This window comes from Burkholderia sp. HMSC10F09 (assembly GCF_001806955.1).
In the GTDB taxonomy this organism is placed as follows: domain Bacteria; phylum Pseudomonadota; class Gammaproteobacteria; order Burkholderiales; family Burkholderiaceae; genus Burkholderia; species Burkholderia multivorans.
Window position 1 is genome coordinate 1 of the sequence record NZ_KV786697.1, and the last position, 20,488, is coordinate 20,488.

Sequence of the window (20,488 nt, forward strand, 5' to 3'; positions counted from 1 at the left end):
GCTCGCGCAGGCGGTCGCGGATCTCGCGCTGCCGGTGCGGCCGGTGCTCGTCGTGCCGGCCGGCCATGCGCAGCCGGTGGCCGGCGTCGACGTCGTCGAGGACGTCGACGGGCTCGCCGCCCAGCGCTACGACGCGCGGCCGGGCACCTTCTATCTGCTGCGTCCCGACCAGCACGTGTGCGCGCGGATGCGCGCGCTCGACCGCCAGGCGATCGCCGAGGCGCTGGCCCGCGCGATCTGCGCCGGCTGAATACGACAACGATACGGAGACACCGTCATGCCCCCACTCGATACCCGCGCGCGTCTTGCCGATCCGGACGCGTTTTACGAAGCGCTGATCGACATGCATCGCGACCTGTCGGACGCGGACAGCCAGCTCGTCAACGCGAAGCTGATCCTGCTGCTCGCGAACCACATCGGCGATCTCGACGTGCTGCGCGAAGCGATGGCGCTCGCGCGCCGCGGCGTGACGCCGCCCGTGCATCCGGGCGCCGAGGTGACGCCGTGAGCGCCGCGGCCGAGGCGCGTACGCTCGAAGTCGAGCGCGTGATCGACGACACGCATCGTCCGGGCTTTCACTGGATGCTGCTCGCGCTGTGCGGGCTGTGCCTCGTGATCGACGGCTTTGACGCGCAGGCGATGGGCTACGTCGCACCGAGCGTGATCGCCGAGTGGCACGTGCCGAAGCAGGCGCTTGGGCCGGTGTTCAGCGCGAGCCTGTTCGGGATGCTGCTCGGCGCGCTCGCGCTGTCGGTGCTGGCCGACCGGATCGGCCGCCGTCCGGTGCTGATCGGCGCGACGCTGTTCTTCGCGTTGACGATGCTCGCGACGCCGTTCGCGGGTTCGATCCCGGTGCTGATGGCGCTGCGCTTCGTCACCGGTCTCGGCCTCGGCTGCATCATGCCGAACGCGATGGCGCTCGTCGGCGAGTTCAGTCCGAGCGCGCATCGCGTGAAGCGGATGATGATCGTGTCGTGCGGCTTCACGCTCGGCGCGGCGATCGGCGGCTTCATCAGCGCGGCGCTGATTCCGGCGCTCGGCTGGCGCGCCGTGTTTTTCGTCGGCGGTGCGGTGCCGCTCGTCCTCGCGATCGCGATGGCCGCGCGGCTGCCCGAATCGCTGCAGTTTCTCGTGCTGAAAGGGCGCGACGCGCAGGCGCGCGACTGGCTCGCCGGCTTCGCGCCGCATGCGGGCATCGACGCGAGCACGCGGCTCGTCGTGCGCGAGCGTGCGACGACGGGCGCGCCGGTCGCCGAACTGTTCCGCGGCGGCCGCCTGCCGGTCACGCTGCTGCTGTGGGCGATCAGCTTCATGAACCTGATCGATCTGTACTTCCTCTCGAACTGGCTGCCGACCGTGATGCGCGACGCCGGCTATTCGCCGGGCACCGCGGTGATCGTCGGCACCGTGCTGCAGACGGGCGGCGTGATCGGCACGCTGTCGCTCGGCTGGTTCATCGAACGCTACGGTTTCGTGCGCGTGCTGTTCGCGTGCTTCGCGTGTGCGGCGGTGTCGGTCGCACTGATCGGCTCGGTCGCGCATGCGCTGCCGTGGCTGCTGATCGTCGTGTTCGCGGGCGGCTTCTGCGTGGTCGGCGGACAGCCGGCCGTGAACGCGCTCGCGGGCCAGTATTACCCGACGTCGCTGCGTTCGACCGGCATCGGCTGGAGCCTCGGCATCGGTCGGATCGGTTCGGTGCTCGGGCCGCTCGTCGGCGGACAACTGATTGCACTGAACTGGACCAACGGCGCGCTGTTTCATGCGGCCGCGGTACCTGTGCTGTGCTCGGCGCTGTTCGTGCTCGGGCTGGCCGGCGTGACGCGGCGAAGCGGTGCGCAGGCGCCGCATGCCGCCTGAATTGATGGAGAAATGAAACGATGACGCTTGACTTGTCGAAACCGGCGACCGCCGGCTACCTGAGCGGTTTCGCGAACGAGTTCGCGACCGAGGCGCTGCCCGGCGCGCTGCCGCACGGCCGCAATTCGCCGCAGCGCGCACCGTACGGGCTCTATGCGGAGCAACTGTCGGGCACCGCGTTTACCGCGCCGCGCGGCCATAACCGCCGCTCGTGGCTGTACCGGATCCGGCCGGCCGCCGTGCACCGGCCGTTCGAACCGTTCGCGGGCGCGCAGCGCCTGGTGTCGGATTTTGCCGACTCGGCCGACGTGCCGCCGACGCCGCCGAACCAGCTGCGCTGGAATCCGGTGCCGATGCCGAGCGAGCCGACCGATTTCGTCGAAGGGCTCGTGACGATGGCCGGCAACGGCTCGGCCGCCGCGATGAGCGGGTGCGCGATCCACCTCTATGCAGCGAACCGTTCGATGCGGGACCGCTTCTTCTACAGCGCGGACGGCGAACTGCTGATCGTCCCGCAGCAAGGGCGGCTCTTCATCGCGACCGAATTCGGCCGCCTCGACGTCGAGCCGTTCGAGATCGCGGTGATTCCGCGCGGCGTGCGCTTCACCGTCGCGCTGCCGGACGGCGATGCGCGCGGCTATATCTGCGAGAACTTCGGCGCGCTGCTGCGGCTGCCCGATCTCGGCCCGATCGGCTCGAACGGGCTTGCGAATCCGCGCGACTTCCTGACGCCGCAGGCCGCATACGAAGACCGCGAAGGCGCGTTCGAGCTCGTCGCGAAGCTGAACGGCCGGCTCTGGCGCGCGGACATCGGCCATTCGCCGCTCGACGTCGTCGCGTGGCACGGCAACTATGCGCCATACAAATACGACCTGCGCCTGTTCAACACGATCGGCTCGATCAGCTTCGATCATCCCGATCCGTCGATCTTCCTCGTGCTGCATTCGCAGACCGATACGCCGGGCGTCGACGCGATCGACTTCGTGATCTTCCCGCCGCGCTGGCTCGCGGCCGAGGATACGTTCCGTCCGCCCTGGTTCCACCGCAACGTCGCGAGCGAGTTCATGGGGCTCGTGCACGGCGCGTACGACGCGAAGGCCGAAGGCTTCGTGCCGGGCGGCGCGAGCCTGCACAACTGCATGTCGGGCCACGGCCCGGATGCGGACACGTTCGAGAAGGCGTCGGCGAGCGATACGACGAAGCCGCACAAGGTGGACAACACGATGGCGTTCATGTTCGAAACGCGCACGCTGATCCGGCCGACGCGCTACGCGCTCGACACCGCGCAGCTGCAGGCCAACTACTTCGAATGCTGGCAAGGCATCAGGAAACACTTCAATCCGGAGCAACGATGAGCGATACCCAAGACTGGCGCGCGACGCTCGACCCGGCCCGCAAGAGCTGGGTCGAGTCGGCGAACGATCCCGCCTGCGATTTTCCGATCCAGAACCTGCCGTTCGGGATCTTCAGCGATGCGAAGCAGCCGGCGCGTCGCGCGGGCGTCGCGCTCGGCGACGCGATCGTCGATCTTGCGGCGCTCGGGCGCGCAGGCCTGCTGACGCTGCCGGGCGGCGCGGACGTGTTCGCCGCGCCGACGCTGAACGCCTTCATCGCGCTCGGCCGCGATGCGTGGCGCAGCGTGCGCGTGCAGTTGTCCGAGCTGTTCTCGCGCGACAACGCGCGGCTGCGCGACGATGCGGCGCTGCGCGCGCGGGTGCTCGTGGCGCAGCGCGATGCGACGCTGCATCTGCCCGTCGACATTCCCGGCTACACCGATTTCTATTCGTCGAAGGAGCATGCGACGAACGTCGGCTCGATGTTCCGAGATCCGAAGAATGCGCTGCTGCCGAACTGGTCGGAGATGCCGATCGGCTACAACGGCCGCGCGTCGTCGGTGGTCGTCAGCGGGACGCCGGTGCGTCGCCCGAACGGGCAACTGAAGCTGCCGGATCTCGAGCGCCCGGTGTTCGGCGCGTGCCGCAAGCTCGACATCGAGCTCGAGACGGGCTTCATCGTCGGCAAGGGCAATGCGCTCGGCGAGCCGATCGCATGCGAGGACGCGGAAGCGCACATCTTCGGCATGGTGCTGCTGAACGACTGGAGCGCGCGCGACATCCAGCAATGGGAATACGTGCCGCTCGGCCCGTTCAACTCGAAGGGCTTCGCGACGACGATCTCGCCGTGGATCGTCACGCTCGACGCGCTCGAGCCGTTCCGCACCGCGCAGCCCGAGCAGTCGCCGCAGCCGCTCGCGTATCTGCGGCATGCGGGCCGGCACGCGTTCGACATCGCGCTCGAAGTGACGCTGCGCGCGCAGGACGCGGCCGAAGCGACGACGATCTGCCGGACCAACTTCAAGTACATGTACTGGTCGATGGCGCAGCAGCTCGCGCATCACACGGTGTCGGGCTGCAATACGCGGGTCGGCGACCTGATGGGCTCGGGCACGATCAGCGGGCCGACGAAGGATTCGTTCGGCAGCCTGCTCGAGCTCACGTGGAACGGCCAGGAGCCCGTTGCACTGAACGGCGGCGGTACGCGTACGTTCATCGAGGACGGCGACGAGCTGACGCTCGCCGGCTGGTGCCAGGGCGACGGCTATCGTGTCGGCTTCGGCACCTGCGTCGGCAAGATCCTGCCTGCATTGCAAGCGTGACGCATCGCGCGTGACGCGCTGGTCCCGGACGGCCCGCTTCGCGCGGGCCGTCGTCGTTTCAGCGGTGTCACGATGCGTGCGCGGGGCGCACGGGCCTCATACGGCGCGCGACAACGCGGCACGCCGCTCCCACAGCGCGGCCGCGACGAATGCGGCGACGCAGACGACCAGCACGCCGACCAGCGCGTTGCTGCCCAGCTGCTCCATCAATGCACCGGCGACGAGCGGGCCGCCGAAGCTGGCCGCGCTCCACGATGCGGAGACGAGCGAGCTCGCGGTAACGAGCGCCGCGCCGCGGAAGCGTTCGCCGCAGGCGACGAGCGACAACGTATAGATGCTGCCGGCCGCCGCGCCGAGCACGAACAGCAGCGGCCAGCACAGCAGCGGATTCGCGACGACGAACGGCAGCAGCGGCAGTCCCGCGAGCACGATGGCGCCCGCGCCCAAATGCACGCGTTCGCGGCCGAGCTTGTCGGCGAGCCAGCCGATCGGGAACTGCATCGCGGTGTCGCCGAACAGCATGATCGACGCGAGCAGCACCGCCGTTTCGCTGGCGACGCCGTGATCCATCGCGTACAGCGGCAGCAGCGACAGCGCGAGCGTATCGAACAGCGCGAAGAAACCCGTGCCGATGATCAGCGCCGGCATGCGCGGCAGCACCGCGAGCCAGCGATCGTGTTGCGCGTGCTGTGCGTCGTCGCCGGCGAGCGGTGCGCGGCGGATCGTCGCGAGCGTCGGCAGTGCGAGCAGGAACAGCGCGCCGCAGAGCGCGAAGCGGATGCCGGTCGCGCCCGCGATCTGGCTGACGAGCACGGGGCCCGCCATCTGGAACAGCGTGAAATTGGTCGCGTAGATCGCGACGACGCGGCCGCGCGTCGCATCGTCGGCGAGCTGGTTGACCCATGCCTCGCCGATCGTAAACAGCAGCATCAGCGCGGCGCCGCACAGCACGCGCAGCACGCCCCAGACGACGAGATTCGACGTGAACTGCATCCATGCGGTCGCCGCGGCGAGCACGACGACCGACACGACGATCGCGCGGCGCGCACCGATGCGCCGCGCCAGCGCGGTGACGAACGGGACGATCGCGAGGCCGCCGCCGGCCTGCGCGGCGGTCAACATGCCGACGACGTTCGTGCCGTGGCCGGCTTCGGTCAGGGCGAGCGCGGTGAGGGGAAGGGTGGCGCCGGTGCCGAGACCGACGACGGCGACGCTCAGGATCAGCGCGACGAAATCGCGATTGAGTATGGCTTTCATCGGCCGAGATGCTACACCGCAGCCCTTGAACGGTCCATGACGCGGCCGGCGTACGGTGTCGCTGCAGCTGCGCTGCGTCGCGTTACGATGCGCGAGCAACGATCGCGCGGCGCGCGTCAGACGTATTCGGTCGGTACCGCAGCCGGGCGGCGTTCGAGCGATGCGGACCACAGCGTCAGCGCGAGCGCGGCGACGGCCATCGCGACGCCGACCCACGGCAGATTCACGAGCGACACGCCGGCGCCGATCGCGCTGCCGCCGAGCCACGCGCCGGTGGCATTGCCGAGGTTGAACGCGCCCTGGTTCAGCGTCGACGCGAGGTTCGGCGCGTCGCTCGCGCGATCGACGATCAGGATCTGCAGCGGCGGCACGATCGCGAACGCGAGCACGCCCCACACGAAGATCGTCGCGAGCGCGGCGAACGGCAAATGCATGGTCGCCGCGAACAGCGCGAGCACGACGCCGATCAGGGCGAGCGTCGCGATCAGCGACGGCATCCGGCGCCAGTCGGCGAGCCGCCCGCCGAGCGTGCCGCCGACCGTCAGCCCGAGCCCGAACAGCAGCAGCACCCAGGTGACCTGGTGCGGCGAGAAGCCGGTCACGTCCTCGAGGATCGGCGTGATGTACGTGAACACGCTGAACAGGCTCGCGGACGCGAGCACGCTGATGCCGAGCACCATCAGCACCTGCGGATGCTTGAGCACGCCGAATTCGCGCGTGATGCTGGTTTCGGGCATCGCGAGGTGTTTCGGCAGACAGACGGCGAGTGCGGCGGCCGCGGCGATGCCGATGCCAGTCACGGCCCAGAACGTCGCGCGCCAGCCGTATGCCTGGCCGAGCGCGGTGCCGAGCGGCACGCCGAGCACGTTGGCGAGCGTGAGGCCGGTAAACATCAGCGCGATCGCCTGCGCGCGGCGGTTCGGCGCGACGAGGCTGCTCGCGACCACCGAACCGATGCCGAAGAACGCGCCGTGGCAGAACGCGGTCACGACGCGCGCCGCCATCAGCACCGCGTAGCCGGGCGCGATCGCGCAGAACAGGTTGCCCGCGATGAACAGGCCGATGAGCCCCATCAGCGCGCGCTTGCGCGGCATCTTCGCGGTGACGACGGCGAGGATCGGCGCGCCGATCGTCACACCGAGCGCGTAGCCGGACACGAGCATGCCGGCGGCCGGGATCGACACGCCGAGGTCGCGCGCGACGTTCGGCAGCAGTCCCATGATGACGAATTCGGTGGTACCGATTCCAAACGCGGCAACGGCGAGGGCGAACAGAGGTAAGGGCATCGCGGGGGATTCCTGGAAGGGCCGTCGGCCAGGAGCGGCGCAGGACGCGCGGAGCGGGTGGACGGCAGGGCGATAGCGGCGATTCTACTTCAGTAAAAACCCTTATGCTGGGGGCCGGAACGGATGTTGCCGACGTGCGACGGACCGCGCCCCCAGTGTGGGACGGGACGGCGATGCGGGCCGCGATCGCGCGCGGCTCGGGACGGGCGCGCGCCTAGGTCGGTCGTTCGGCCGATCGAGCGGAAAGCGCGACCGCGGGTTCCGGGTCGCAGGCGTGCGGTGCAGGCGCCGGAGCGGACGTGTCGGGTTGCGCGGCGGTCCGCACGTCGCTGACGGCCGAGGCGGCCGTGCCGCCGGATCCGCCATCGGGATCGACCGTCGCGCTAACCGCCGGCCCGTGCCCCGCCGGCTCACCCCAGCCGTTTTCGAACAGGCACGCTTCGATCGGCATCCGCGCGGCCCAGCGCTCCTGTTCGAGCATCGGCTTCGCGTAGAAGGCGTCGACGTGGCCGAGGCACAGCACGGCGATCGGTTTTGCGCCGGCCGGCATGCCGAGCAGCGTGCGCAGCGCGTCGACGTCGAACAGCGAGACCCAGCCCATCCCGAGCCCTTCGGCGCGCGCCGCGAGCCACATGTTCTGGATCGCGCACGCGGCGGACGCGAGGTCCATCTCCGGCAGCGTGCGCCGCCCGAACACATGGCGCTCGCGATCGTCGGTCAGCGCGACGACGAGCAGCTCGCCGCACTCGCGCACGCCTTCGACCTTCAGTCGCATGAATTCGTCGTGGCGTTCGCCGAGCGCGTCGGCGGTCGCGCGCCGCTCGGCGTCGACGAGCGCGTGGATCGCGTCGCGCCGTGCCGGATCGGTGATGCGGATGAAGCGCCACGGCTGCATGAAGCCGACGCTCGGCGCATGGTGTGCCGCGCGCAGCAGCCGTGCGAGCACGGCCGGATCGACCGGAGCCGACGTGAAATGGCGCATGTCGCGCCGCTCGAAGATGGCGCGGTAAACGGCGTCGAGGGCGGAATCGTCGAAACGCATGACGGGCAGCGGCAGCAGAGGAAGGTCGGCGAACGATAGCAGAGTGCGGGCGCGCCGCGGCGCGTGGACAAAAAACGCCGGCGCGGCAAAGGTGTGCGGTAGTGTGCGGTGTGTGGCTGGAGGCCGAAGACGGAGTGCGGAAGGCGGAAGGCGGAAGGCGGAAGGCGCGCCCGGCTCGTCAGCGGCTCGGCGCCACGACGTTCTGCGGCGTGCCCGCATGCCACGCTTCGATGTTCGCGAGCGTCGTATGCGCGATTTCCGCCAGCGCTTCGCGCGTGAAGAACGCCTGATGCGACGTGACGATCACGTTCGGGAACGTCAGCAGCCGCGCGAGCACGTCGTCCTGCAGCGGCAGGTCGGAATGATCCTCGAAGAACAGCCCGCTTTCCTCTTCGTAGACGTCGAGGCCCAGATGGCCGAGCTGGCCGCTCTTGAGCGCATCGATCAGCGCCTGCGTGTCGACGAGCCCGCCGCGGCCCGTATTGATCAGCATCGCGCCCGGCTTCATCTGCGCGAGCGTGCGCGCATTGATCAGATGATGGGTGGACGGCAGCAGCGGGCAGTGCAGGCTGACGATGTCGGCGCCGCGCAGCAGCGTGTCGAGGTCGACGTAGCGCGCGCCGAACGCGATCAGCTCGTCGTCGTACGGCGGCATCGAATGCGCGAGCACATGCATCCCGAAGCCCATCATGATCTTCGCGAACACGCTGCCGATGAGCCCCGTGCCGATCACGCCGACCGTCTTGCCGTGCAGATCGAAACCGAGCAGCCCGTTCAGCGAGAAGTCGCCTTCGCGCGTGCGCGCGACCGCGCGCGGCAGCCGACGGTTCAGCGCGAGAATCAGTGCGACCGCGTGTTCGGCAACCGCGTGCGGCGAATAGGCCGGCACGCGTACGACCGTGATGCCGAGCCGCTCGGCCGCCGCGAGGTCGACATGGTTGAAACCCGCCGAGCGCAGCGCGATCAAGCGCGTGCCGCCTTCCGCGAGCCGTTCGAGCACCGCCGCATTCAGCGTGTCGTTGACGAACGGGCACACGACGTCGTAGCCGTGCGCGAGGATCGCCGTTTCCGCATCGAGATGCGACGGCTGGAAGTGCAGCCGGTAGCCGAACCGGCGGTTGGCGGCGGTGAACGAATCGTCGTCGTACTGTCGGCTGCTGAACAGGATCACGCGCACGCTGTTTCTCCGGGGGACCGTCGTCGCCCGCAGTTTACTGCAGCCCCGGCACGCCGTCGGCATGCGCGGACGCGTGCGCCGTCCGCAGGAAACCGTAGCCCGCCCGCTCAGGCTGCGCGAGCGTGCTGAAGTGCTCGACCGCATGTTCGACGAAGCTGCGCGTACGCGCCGGCACGAACTGCCGGTTCGGATAGACGAGCGAGAGCTGCGTATGCGGATCGTCGATCCGGTAGCCGGGCAGCAGCCGCACGAGCGTGCCGCTGTCGATGGCGTCGGCGACGCAGTGCTCGGGCAGCATCGCGATGCCCGAGCCCGCGACCGCCGCCGCATGGACGAGCGCGAGCTGATTGACCGTGCATGCGGGCCGCACGGTGACCGTATGCACGCGCGCGTCGGGGCCGACCAGCCGCCATGCGCCCGGATGCTGATGCGGCGCGAGCGCGACCCAGTCGTGGCGCGGCAGATCGTCGGGTGTGCGCGGCTCGCCGCGCCGTTCGAGATACGCGGGCGATGCGCATGCGACGAACGGATTCGGCGCGAGCGCGTGCGCGATCAGCGCCGGGTTGCCGTCGAAGCGGTCGCCGGTGACGATGCCGACGTCGTAGCCGGCATCGAGCACGTCGAGCGGCGCTTCGGCGATCGTCATCTGCACGCGCAACTCCGGATAGCGATGCCGGAACCGGCCGAGCAGCGGCGTCAGCGCGCCCGGCGACAGCAGCCCCGACGCGACCACGCGCAGCGTGCCGCCCGGCTCGTGCGTGGCCTGCGCGACCGACGCCTCGAGATGATCGAATTCCTCGAGCAGCGCGCGGCAGCCGTCGAGATAGCGCACGCCGGCTTCCGTCAGCGACAGGTTGCGCGTGGTGCGGTGGATCAGCCGTGTATTGAGATGGCCCTCGAGCATCGCGATCGAGCGCGTGACGAGTGCGTTGGACACGCCGAGATGATGCGCCGCACGCCGGAAGCTCTGATGCTCGGCGACGCAGACGAAGACACGCATGGTCTGAATCTGGTTCATGGCTTGCGTATTTTTGGCCCGGTTGACTGATTATGGTTGTGATTTTTCATCGTGCAGCGCGGAAAAAACATTGCGCGGCGCGTGATTCCCGCTCGTATCGGTTAAAGCGTTTTCGGAATCTGCAGACGATTGTTCAATAAGAAAAGCGTGTCCGTCAACCTGAGAAAAGGGGCGGGTTGCGGAAAATCGAAATCGCGCGTATCGGAAAACCGATCGATGTCGGTCATACGCTTGTCGCGATTGCGTGTCTTTTCGCCTGGATATCGTCGCCGCCGCGTTAATTCATTGGTAAATCAATGAATTGGGCGGCAAGCCCGGAATGCGGGCGGTAATTTCGGCAGGCGATGGCATTAGCGATCGGGATAACGCAGGTTTTTCTGCGTGTGCCGAATATGCGTGCCGAATCGCGTATGCCGATTTTGCGGCGTGCGGTGCTTTTTGCCGTTTGACGGGCAGACGGCGCCGAAAGCGACGGTATCGAGCGCGTCTCGATATGGCCGCGCAAAATCGCGCGCGATCGTCTCCTTTCTCCGGGCTGCGAATCGCGCCCGCAATTCGCGCGCAAGCGATGCGCGGCGCGCGCGGTGCGCTGGCCCGGTCGGCGCGCCGGGCCACCTTCGTGCTGTCCGCCCGCGCGTGCCTCTTGCGCAACGCCGCGGAACGCGGAATGATCGGTCGCTTGCCGTGTCGTGCGGCACGCGTTCCGTGCGTTTTCTTCCTTCACTTCGTTCCAGCCATGTCCATCGACCATTCGCCGATTCCCTGTCCCGTCGTCGTGCCGCTCGACGCGATCCTGCCCGAAGAACCGCTGCTGATGATGGGGGCCGGCCCGGTCCCGATCCCGGCTGCCGTCGCGAAGGCGAACACGATCGTGATCAACCACCTCGGCGCGACGATGGCGAAGATCATCGAGCAGGTGAAGGAAATGGCGCGCTACGTGTTCCAGACGCGCACGAAGTGGGTGCTCGGCGTCGCCGGTCCGGGCTCGGCGGCGATGGAGATGGCGATCTCGAACCTCGCATGGCGCGGCACGCGCGTGCTGTCGATCCGCAACGGTTTCTTCAGCGCACGGATGGCCGAGATGGCCACGCGCGTCGGCGCGGAAGTCGCGACGCTCGAAGTCGCCGATCGCGCGGTCGCGAGCCTCGACGAAGTCGCGGAGGCCATCGCGCGCGAGCGGCCCGAGATCGTCACGATCGTGCAGGGCGAGACGTCGAATACGGTGTGGAATCGCGATCTGCGCGACATCGCGGCGCTCGCGAAGGCGGCCGGCGCGCTGGTCGTCGTCGACGCGGTCTGCACGCTGTCGACGATGCCGCTCGAGATGGACGCGTGGGGCATCGACGCGGTGATCACCGGCGGTCAGAAGGGGCTGTCGTCGATTCCCGGCGTGTCGCTGATCGCGTTCTCCGACGCCGCCTGGGAACGGATGAAACATCGCCCGGAGCCGAACGCGCACTGGTGCCTCGACATGGCGCTCGCCGAGAACTTCTGGCACAACGCGGGCTATCACTACACCGCGCCCGTGTCGGGCGTGCTCGCGCTGCACGAGGCGCTGCGGCTCGTGTGCGCGGAGACGCTCGAAAGCCGCTTCGCGCGCCATCTGCGCTGTTCGCTCGCGCTGCAGGCGGCCGTCGAGGCGATGGGACTGAAGCTGTATGCGCCGAAGGCGTGCCGGCTCAATTCGGTCGTCGGGATCGAGACGCCGGAAGGCCTTACGCCGGGCCTGATCTGCGGCCATATCTCGAAGCAGTATCAGGTCGAGATCTCGGGCTCGTTCGGCTTGCCGATCGTGCGGATCGGCCAGATGGGCGAGCAGTGCCGCGAACACAACCTGTTCCGCACCGTGCATGCGTTCGGCCGCACGATGGTCGACCTGAAGGTGCCCGTGGATCTGCCGGCCGGCGTGGCGGCGCTCGAGCAGGAACTGTCGCGGCGCGGCGCGTAACGCGCGCGGCGCGGCCGCTCAGCGGCCCTGGATCGCGCGCCGGTACGCGTTCGGTGCCGCGCCGTGCGCGTCGCGAAAGCGGTGGCTGAAATGCGCGGCGTTCGCATAGCCGCAGTCGGCCGCGATCTGCGCGAGCGGCAACGACGTCGTGCGCAGCAGCAGGCGCGCGCGGGCGAGCCGCTGCTCGGCGACCCACGCATGCGGCGCGCGGCCGAACGACAGCCGGAACATCCGCGAGAAGTGGTATTCGGACAGCGCGGCGACCTCCGCGAGCTCGCCGAGCGTCAGCGGCTGCGACAGATGCGCGTCGATGTAGTCGCGCACGCGGCGCCGCACGGCCGGCGCGAGGCCGCCGCGAAACGGCGTGTCGGTGCGCGTCGCGCTCTGTTCGCGCAGCAGCAGGCTCAGCACGTCGTGCGCCGTTTCGTTCACGCGCAGGCGGCCGTCCGCATCGTCCCAGCGCTCGAGCGCGACCGAGCGCAGCAGCGACGCGACGCGCGCTTCCTCGAAATAGGTCCGATCGGCGAGCTTCAGTTCGCGCGGTTCGCGATCGAGCTCGCGGATCGCGCGTTGCGTGAAGTGCTCGGGCAGGAAGTACAGGTGGACGAAGTGCATCTCGCCGCGCACCCACCAGCGCGATTCGTGGTCGCCCGGCAGCGCGCACAGCAGGCTCGGCGCGCCGTAGCGCGGCACGCGTTCGCGCTCGGTCCGGTAGCCGCCGTCGAGGTAGCACGACAGCGTGTGATGGCCGGGCTGCGCGTAGACGGTCTCGCTCTCGTCGGTGATCCGCGTCCACTCGGCGATCGCGAGGTGGTCGCCGAGCCAGGCGAAGCGCTCGAGCGTCGCGTTCGCGTCGGCGAGCGTGCGGCACACCGACTGCAGGCCGAACGGCAGATCGCCGCCGGACAGGGCGGCGGCGCGATCGACGGGCGGGGCGGACAGGGACGCGTTCATGAGGTCCGAGTATAAGCGCGCGCATGCCGGCGCGCGGGCGCCGGCGAAAAAGACCGCAATTCCGGACAATCGGCACGCGTCGTGCGACGGCATAGTCGGATTCCCGTTTCGTTCGAAGCCGCCGTCGCCATGAACCTGTCGCTCTATATCGTTACCGTGCTGATCTGGGGAACCACCTGGATCGCGATCAAATGGCAGCTCGGCAGCGTGCCGCCGCCCGTGTCGATCGCGTGGCGCTTCTGGCTCGCGGCCGCCGTGATGTTCGCGCTGCTGCGCGCGATGCGTCGCCCCGCGCGGCCGCCGCGCGCCGCGTGGCGTTATCTCGCCGCGCAGGGCGTCGCGCTGTTCTGCCTGAATTTCCTGTGCTTCTACTACGCGGAGCGCGTCGTGCCGAGCGGGCTCGTCGCGGTGATTTTCTCGACCGCGCCGCTGCTCAATTCGATCAACGGGCGGCTGTTCATGGGGCGGCCGCTGCGCGCGTCGGCGATTGCGGGCGCGCTGCTCGGACTGACCGGCATCGCCTGCCTGTTCTGGCAGCAGATGGCCGGCCATCTCGACGATCGCGCGACGTGGATCGGGCTCGCGATCGCGTTCGCGGGGACGATGTGCTTCTCGGCCGGCAACCTGCTGTCGAGCCGCATGCAGTCGATGGGCCTGCATCCGCTCGCGACCAACGGCTGGGCGATGCTGATCGGCGCGGCGATTCTGACCGTCGGCAGCGTGGCGGCCGGGCTGCCGTTTTCGCTCGAAATGGAGCCGCGCTATCTCGGCGCGCTGCTCTATCTGGCCGTGCCGGGCTCGGTGATCGGCTTTACCGCTTATCTGACGCTCGTCGGCCGGATCGGGCCGGAGCGCGCCGCGTACTGCACGGTGCTGTTTCCGATCGTCGCGCTGGCCGTGTCGACGGTGTTCGAAGGGTATCGATGGTCGCCGCTCGCGGTGATCGGGCTGCTGCTCGTGCTGGCCGGGAATCTGGTTGCGTTCGAACTTGTGCGGCGGTTGGCGCCGCGGACAGCGTGACCGAAGCGGCCGTCGCTATGGCATACCGACAACAAAATGCCCGCGCGAAGCGGGCATTTTCCTTCCGGCGGCGCGCGGACATCCGCGTTCGGCTTGCCGTCTTGCGGCAAGCGGGCTAGGCCGCCGCGCCGCTTCCCGCGACGCGCGCCTGCCGCTGATACAGCACGACCGATAGCGCGACGCCTGCCGCCGCGGCGAGCGCCGCGAACAGGAACACCTGCGGATAGCCAAACGCGCCCGCGACGTAGCCGGCGAGCGGCCCGGTGATGCCGAGCGACAGGTCGAGGAACACCGAGTACGCGGACAGCGCCGCGCCGCGGCTGGCGGCCGGCACCAGCGCGACCGCCTCGACGCCGAGCGCCGGGAAGATCAGCGCGAAGCCGAAGCCCGTCAGCGCGGCGCCGACGAGCGCGACGTGCGGCACCGGCGCGAGCCACAGCAGCACGAGGCCCGCGCATTCGAACGCGAACGACACGATCGCGACACGGAAGCCGCCGTGCGTCTTGATCGTGTTCGCGAACAGCAGACGCGCGCCGATGAACAGCGTGCCGAATACGGTCAGCGACAGCGCGGCGTTCGGCCAGTGGCGCGCCGCGTAGTAGAGCGTGACGAACGTCGCGATCGAGCCGAAGCCGGCCGAGCCGAGCGCGAGGCCGATGCCGTGCGGCAGCACGCGCGTGAACACGCTCGCATACGACATCCGTTCGCCGTGCACGAGCGGCACCGCATCGATCAGCCGCGCCAGCGCATAGCCGAGCGCCGCGAGCGCGATCACGAGCACGCCGATCAGCGCCGGGTTCAGCGAATGCGCGATCGCGACGCCGACCGGCGCGCCGAGCGCGAGCGCGCCGTACGTCGCGATGCCGTTCCACGAGATCACCTTCGCGTTGTGCGCGACGCCGACGCGGCCGATGCCCCAGAGAATCGCACCCGTGCCGCACAGGCTCTCGCCGACGCCGAGCACGAGCCGGCTCGCGACGAGCAGCACGAGGCTCGCGGCCGGCCAGCGCGCGAGCAGCAGCGCGACGAGCAGCAGCACGCCCGACGCGCCGCAGCCGAGCAACCCGCGCAGCACGGTCTGCTTCGGGCCCAGCGTATCGGCGAGGCGCCCGGCGAGCGGGCGCGACGCGAGCGTCGCGAAATACTGGACGCTGATCGCGGCACCCGCGACGATCGCGGAAAAGCCGAGCTCGTCGTGGACGAAGCCCGGCAGCACCGCGAGCGGCAGGCCGATGGTCAGGTAGCAGATGAACGTGAAGCAGACGACGGACACGATTTGCAGCGTGACGGCGAGCCCGCTGCGCGGCGTGGAGGCAGAATCGGTTGACATGGGGTCGGAACAGATGAGCGAACGGAACGGATCGTGGCGAAAAACGGAATCGGGATTTTCCCATGGAACCGGTTTTCACGCAGGTACCGTTTAGTTAACGTCGCCCCCTTTTTCGGACGACGCCGAACCGACGCCTTCGCGCACCGCGGCTGGCCGTGCGGCGGCCATGCACCGGCCGCGGCGGGCCGCCGGCACGGGCGGCCGCGCATATCGCCGCAGTTATATGGGCCGCATGCGTATTGGGCTATGGGTTGCGGAATTTGACGGTGATAGCGTGCAAACTGTCAGAGAAACGTCGGCCGAGCGCCCTGCGCAGGCCGCCTTTGCCCCCACTTGAAGAACGACAGAGACATGAGTGAGCCGATCCGCTTCTACCATCGTCACGCCGTCCGCGAAGTCAGCGGCGCGGACGTCACCCGCACCGTGCTGCAGTACCTGCGCGAGGACGCGCACTGCACCGGCACCAAGGAAGGCTGCGCGGAAGGCGACTGCGGCGCGTGCACGGTCGTCGTCGGCGAGCTGACCGACGCGGGCACGGTCGCGTTCAAGGCCGTCAACGCGTGCATCCAGTTCCTGCCGACGCTCGACGGCAAGGCGCTGCTGACCGTCGAGGACCTGCGCCGCCCGGACGGCTCGCTGCATCCGGTTCAGCAGGCGATGGTCGACTGTCATGGATCGCAGTGCGGTTTCTGCACGCCGGGCTTCGTGATGTCGATGTGGGCGCTCTACGAGAAGCACGGCCATGAACGCTGCGGCGGTGCCTGCGAGAAGGCGAAGCACGTGCCGACGCGCACCGAGATCGCCGATGCGCTGACCGGCAACCTGTGCCGCTGCACCGGCTATCGTCCGATCGTCGACGCGGCGGTGAGGATGTTTGACGGGGCCGGCGAAGGTGCGGCCGGCGCAGGTGCGACGGGCGAAGGCGCAACCGGCGAAGGCTCCACCCCCGAACAGAACACCGCGCCGGTCGACCCGGCCGCGCTCGCGCGCACGCTCGCATCGCTGCGGCGCGACACGACCTTCGACTACACGATCGGCGGCGCGCGCTTCGCTGCCCCGCGCACGCTCGACGCGCTCGCCGCGCTCAAGGCCGAGCGTCCGGACGCGCGGATTCTCGCGGGCAGCACCGACATCGGGCTGTGGGTCACGAAACAGATGCGCCGGCTCGACGACCTGATCTACGTCGGCCAGATCGCCGAACTGCAGCGCATCGTGCACGGCGAGGACTGGATCGAGATCGGCGCGGGCGTCACGGTCGAGAACGCCTATGCGGCGCTCGCGGAGACGTATCCCGAACTGACCGAGATGTGGAAGCGCTTCGCGTCGCTGCCGATCCGCAACGCGGGCACGCTCGGCGGCAACGTCGCGAACGGCTCGCCGATCGGCGATTCGATGCCGGGCTTGATCGCACTGGGCGCGCGCGTCGTGCTGCGCGGCGGCGACACGGTGCGGGAGCTGCCGCTCGAAGCGCTCTATACGGGCTACCAGCAGAAGGACATGGCGCCGCACGAATTCGTCGTCGGCGTGAAGGTGCCGACGCGCAGCGGCGCGCGCGCGAACCTGCGATTCCGCACCTACAAGCTGTCGAAGCGGTTCGATTCCGACATTTCGGCCGTCTGCGCGGCGTTCGCGTTCATCGCGGACGGCGACACGATCCGCGAGCCGCGCGTCGCGTTCGGCGGCATGGCCGCGACGCCGAAGCGTGCGGCGCACACCGAAGCGGTGCTCGACGGCGCGCAGTGGCACGAGGCCACCGCGCAGGCCGCGATGCAGGCGCTCGAACGCGATTACCAGCCGCTCACCGACATGCGCGCGACGAGCACATACCGGCTCGATACCGCGAAGAACCTGATGTACCGATTCTGGCTGGAGACGCGTCCGCACGATCCGCTGCCGCCGCAAGCCCTGAACGTGCGCGAAGTGCCCGCCGAAGCGGCGCGTGTCTGACGACGGAGAACACCGAACATGAACCAGCAAGCAGAACCGTTCCTCAGCACCCTCGATCCGCAAGCCGATGCCGCGCAGGTGCACGTGTCGCGTGCGCACGAGTCCGCGCATCTGCACGTGAGCGGGCGCGCGACCTACACCGACGACATCCCGCTCGTCGCGGGCACGCTGCACGCGGCGCTCGGGTTGTCCGCGAAGCCGCACGCGCGGATCGTGTCGATGAACTTCGACGCGGTGCGCGCGACGCCGGGCGTGGTCGCGGTGTTCACCGCCGACGACATTCCGGGCGTCAACGACTGCGGCCCGATCGTGCACGACGATCCCGTGCTTGCGCAGGGCGTCGTGCAGTACGTCGGCCAGCCGATGTTCATCGTCGTCGCGACGTCGCACGATGTCGCGCGGCTCGCCGCGCGGCGCGCGCAGGTCGAATACGAGGAGCTGCCGGCGATCCTGACCGCGCAGGAAGCGCGCAAGGCCGAGTCGTACGTGATTCCGCCGCTGAAGCTCGCGCGCGGCGACGCGGCGGCACGCATCGCCGCCGCGCCGCATCGCGAGTCGGGCGAGATGCTGCTCGGCGGCCAGGAGCAGTTTTATCTGGAAGGGCAGATCGCGTACGCGGTGCCGAAGGACGACGACGGCATGCACGTGTACTGCTCGACGCAGCACCCGAGCGAGATGCAGCATCTGGTCGCGCACGTGCTTGGCGTCGCATCGCACAACGTGCTCGTCGAGTGCCGCCGGATGGGCGGCGGGTTCGGCGGCAAGGAATCGCAGTCGGGGCTGTTCGCCTGCTGCGCGGCGCTCGCCGCCTGGAAGCTGCTGTGCCCGGTGAAGCTGCGTCCGGACCGCGACGACGACATGATGATCACCGGCAAGCGGCACGACTTCCATTACCGCTTCGACGTCGGCTATGACGACGACGGCCGCATCGACGGCGTGTCGCTCGACATGACCTCGCGCTGCGGGTTCTCGGCCGATTTGTCGGGCCCCGTGATGACGCGCGCGGTCTGCCACTTCGACAACGCATACTGGCTGTCCGACGTCGCGATCGCCGGCTACTGCGGCAAGACCAACACGCAGTCGAACCCCGCGTTTCGCGGGTTCGGCGGCCCGCAGGGCGCGTTCGCGATCGAGTACATCCTCGACGACATCGCGCGCACGCTCGGCCGCGATCCGCTCGACGTCCGCTACGCGAACCTGTACGGCAAGACCGAGCGCAACGTCACGCCGTACGGTCAGACCGTCGAGGACAACGTGCTGCACGAACTGCTCGCCGAACTCGAGGCGACGAGCGACTATCGCGTGCGGCGCGACGGCGTGCGCGCGTTCAACGCCCGCAACGCGGTGCTGAAGAAGGGCATCGCGCTGACGCCGGTGAAGTTCGGGATCGCGTTCAACGTCACGCACTTCAACCAGGCCGGCGCGCTCGTGCATATCTATACGGACGGCTCGGTGCTCGTGAACCACGGCGGCACGGAGATGGGGCAGGGGCTGAACACGAAGGTCGCGCAGGGCGTCGCGCACGAGCTCGGGATCCGTTTCGGCCGCATCCGCGTAACCGCGACCGATACGAGCAAGGTCGCGAACACGTCGGCGACGGCCGCGTCGACCGGTTCGGATCTGAACGGCAAGGCCGCGCAGGACGCCGCGCGCCAGCTGCGCGAGCGGCTCGCCGTGTTCGCGGCGAAGCAGTACGGCGACGGCCGGGTCGAGGCGGCCGACGTGAAATTCGCGAACGACTGCGTGTGGATCGGCACGACGGCCGTGCCGTTCGGCGACGTGATCGCGAAGGCGTATCTCGCGCGCGTGCAGCTTTGGTCCGACGGCTTTTATGCGACGCCGAAGCTGCACTGGGACCAGTCGAAGCTGCAGGGGCGGCCGTTCTACTACTACTCGTACGGCGCGGCCGTGTCGGAAGTCGTGATCGACACGCTGACGGGCGAGATGCGCACGCTGCGCGTCGACGCGCTGCACGACGTCGGCGCATCGCTGAACCCGGCGCTCGACATCGGCCAGGTCGAAGGCGCGTTCATCCAGGGGATGGGCTGGCTGACGACCGAGGAGCTGTGGTGGAACGCGGGCGGCAAGCTGATGACGCATGCGCCCTCGACGTACAAGATTCCGACCGTCAACGACACACCGCCCGAATTCAACGTGCGGCTGTTCAAGAACCGCAACGTCGAGGACAGCATTCACCGCTCGAAGGCCGTCGGCGAGCCGCCGCTGCTGCTGCCGTTCTCGGTGTTCTTCGCCGTGCGCGACGCGATCGCGGCGGTCGGCGACTATCGCGTGAATCCGCCGCTCGACGCACCGGCGACCGGCGAGTCGATCCTGCGTGCGGTGCAGGCCGTGCGCGCGGCGCGGGCAGCCTGACATGCGTGCGCCGGCCCGTTCGCCGCAGTCGCCTGCACGCGCGGTCGCACCCGACGCGGCCGCGTTCGCGCGCGGCACCGGCACCCGCAACCGCGCGACAGGCGCGCCGCCGCCGATGCACGTCGTGCTGTTCGGCGCGGGGCACGTCGGCCATGCGCTCGTCGCGCTGCTCGGCGCGTTGCCGTGCACGGTGCAGTGGGTCGACACGCGCGACGAACTGTTCCCCGACGAGTGTCCGCCGAACGTGCAGCCCGAGCCGACCGACACGCCGGAGGCGATCGTCGATGCCGCGCCGCCCGGCACCTACTTCCTCGTGATGACGCACAACCACGCGCTCGATTTCGCGCTCGCCGAGCAGATCATGCGGCGGCGCGATTTCGCGTACTTCGGGATGATCGGCTCGCGCACGAAGCGCGTGAAGTTCGAACGACGGCTTGCCGCGCGCGGCGTCGATCCGGCAAGGCTCGTCGAGATGGTGTGTCCGATCGGCGTGGCCGGCATCGTCGACAAGGCGCCCGGCTCGATCGCGGTCGCCGTGTGCGCGGAACTGCTGCAGGTGCGCGCCGGGATGCCGGTCGCCGGCGCGAAGGCAGCCGCCGCTGCCGCCGCGCGCGACGACGCGT

Annotated in this window: 17 protein-coding genes and 1 pseudogene; 10 read left to right on the top strand and 8 right to left on the bottom strand. The window is 69.2% G+C overall.

Going from position 1 to position 20,488, the window contains the following annotated elements; all coding sequences use genetic code 11:
* The 5 genes and pseudogenes from HMPREF3115_RS13315 to fahA form a co-directional block, all read left to right on the top strand.
* Nucleotides 1-250 (top strand): annotated as a pseudogene (locus tag HMPREF3115_RS13315) (FAD-dependent oxidoreductase); the annotation flags it as partial.
* A gap of 27 nt (nt 251-277) precedes the next feature.
* Nucleotides 278-508: a DUF2783 domain-containing protein gene (locus HMPREF3115_RS13320; protein WP_069220014.1), complete on the top strand. Its 231-nt coding sequence runs from the start codon at nt 278-280 to the stop codon at nt 506-508.
* A complete protein-coding gene (locus HMPREF3115_RS13325; RefSeq protein WP_070554706.1) occupies nt 505-1,857 on the top strand; it encodes an MFS transporter in 1,353 nt (450 codons plus the stop codon). Before HMPREF3115_RS13320 ends, HMPREF3115_RS13325 begins: the two co-directional genes overlap by 4 nt.
* Nucleotides 1,858-1,877: 20 nt before the next feature.
* Nucleotides 1,878-3,212 (top strand): homogentisate 1,2-dioxygenase, encoded by a 1,335-nt coding sequence (hmgA, locus tag HMPREF3115_RS13330; protein WP_070554708.1) that lies wholly within the window; start codon nt 1,878-1,880, stop codon nt 3,210-3,212.
* Nucleotides 3,209-4,513, top strand: coding sequence for a fumarylacetoacetase (gene fahA, locus HMPREF3115_RS13335; protein WP_070554711.1), 1,305 nt, complete (start codon nt 3,209-3,211; stop codon nt 4,511-4,513). Before hmgA ends, fahA begins: the two co-directional genes overlap by 4 nt.
* 96 nt (nt 4,514-4,609) lie before the next feature.
* Here fahA and HMPREF3115_RS13340 read toward each other — a convergent pair whose 3' ends face one another.
* The 6 genes from HMPREF3115_RS13340 to HMPREF3115_RS29230 all read right to left on the bottom strand — a co-directional run bounded on the left by HMPREF3115_RS13340 (nt 4,610) and on the right by HMPREF3115_RS29230 (nt 11,044).
* Nucleotides 4,610-5,770: an MFS transporter gene (locus tag HMPREF3115_RS13340; RefSeq protein ID WP_006401543.1), complete on the bottom strand. Its 1,161-nt coding sequence runs from the start codon at nt 5,768-5,770 to the stop codon at nt 4,610-4,612.
* 116 nt (nt 5,771-5,886) lie between these two features.
* Entirely contained in the window at nt 5,887-7,056 is a 1,170-nt protein-coding gene (locus HMPREF3115_RS13345) for an MFS transporter (RefSeq protein ID WP_012214025.1), read from the bottom strand.
* Between the two features lie 214 nt (nt 7,057-7,270).
* Nucleotides 7,271-8,098, bottom strand: coding sequence for a 5,6-dimethylbenzimidazole synthase (gene bluB, locus HMPREF3115_RS13350; RefSeq protein ID WP_070554712.1), 828 nt, complete (start codon nt 8,096-8,098; stop codon nt 7,271-7,273).
* A gap of 178 nt (nt 8,099-8,276) precedes the next feature.
* A complete protein-coding gene (locus HMPREF3115_RS13355; RefSeq protein WP_006406378.1) occupies nt 8,277-9,275 on the bottom strand; it encodes a 2-hydroxyacid dehydrogenase in 999 nt (332 codons plus the stop codon).
* A gap of 34 nt (nt 9,276-9,309) precedes the next feature.
* The gene (locus tag HMPREF3115_RS13360) at nt 9,310-10,293 is read right to left on the bottom strand and encodes a LysR family transcriptional regulator (RefSeq protein ID WP_070554714.1); all 984 of its coding nucleotides are present in this window, start codon (nt 10,291-10,293) and stop codon (nt 9,310-9,312) included.
* 277 nt (nt 10,294-10,570) lie between these two features.
* The gene (locus tag HMPREF3115_RS29230) at nt 10,571-11,044 is read right to left on the bottom strand and encodes a hypothetical protein (RefSeq protein WP_227747592.1); all 474 of its coding nucleotides are present in this window, start codon (nt 11,042-11,044) and stop codon (nt 10,571-10,573) included.
* Between HMPREF3115_RS29230 and HMPREF3115_RS13370 the strand changes: the two genes are divergently transcribed.
* The gene (locus HMPREF3115_RS13370) at nt 11,030-12,241 is read left to right on the top strand and encodes a pyridoxal-phosphate-dependent aminotransferase family protein (protein WP_006411571.1); all 1,212 of its coding nucleotides are present in this window, start codon (nt 11,030-11,032) and stop codon (nt 12,239-12,241) included. The genes HMPREF3115_RS29230 and HMPREF3115_RS13370 overlap by 15 nt on opposite strands.
* Nucleotides 12,242-12,259: 18 nt before the next feature.
* On the opposite strand, the gene HMPREF3115_RS13375 is transcribed toward HMPREF3115_RS13370, so the two are convergent.
* Entirely contained in the window at nt 12,260-13,195 is a 936-nt protein-coding gene (locus tag HMPREF3115_RS13375; protein ID WP_006401532.1) for an AraC family transcriptional regulator, read from the bottom strand.
* Between the two features lie 129 nt (nt 13,196-13,324).
* Between HMPREF3115_RS13375 and HMPREF3115_RS13380 the strand changes: the two genes are divergently transcribed.
* Nucleotides 13,325-14,215 (top strand): DMT family transporter, encoded by an 891-nt coding sequence (locus tag HMPREF3115_RS13380; protein WP_006401531.1) that lies wholly within the window; start codon nt 13,325-13,327, stop codon nt 14,213-14,215.
* Nucleotides 14,216-14,330: 115 nt separating this feature from the next.
* On the opposite strand, the gene HMPREF3115_RS13385 is transcribed toward HMPREF3115_RS13380, so the two are convergent.
* Nucleotides 14,331-15,545, bottom strand: a complete 1,215-nt coding sequence (locus HMPREF3115_RS13385; protein ID WP_006401530.1) for an MFS transporter — start codon at nt 15,543-15,545, stop codon at nt 14,331-14,333.
* Nucleotides 15,546-15,896: 351 nt separating this feature from the next.
* Between HMPREF3115_RS13385 and xdhA the strand changes: the two genes are divergently transcribed.
* From xdhA to xdhC, 3 genes are all read left to right on the top strand, one after another.
* Nucleotides 15,897-17,492 (top strand): xanthine dehydrogenase small subunit, encoded by a 1,596-nt coding sequence (gene xdhA, locus HMPREF3115_RS13390; protein ID WP_070554718.1) that lies wholly within the window; start codon nt 15,897-15,899, stop codon nt 17,490-17,492.
* A gap of 18 nt (nt 17,493-17,510) precedes the next feature.
* Entirely contained in the window at nt 17,511-19,865 is a 2,355-nt protein-coding gene (xdhB, locus tag HMPREF3115_RS13395; protein WP_070554720.1) for a xanthine dehydrogenase molybdopterin binding subunit, read from the top strand.
* Between the two features lies 1 nt (nt 19,866).
* On the top strand, nt 19,867-20,488 hold a 622-nt coding region (gene xdhC, locus HMPREF3115_RS13400; protein WP_070554721.1), incomplete at its 3' end, for a xanthine dehydrogenase accessory protein XdhC.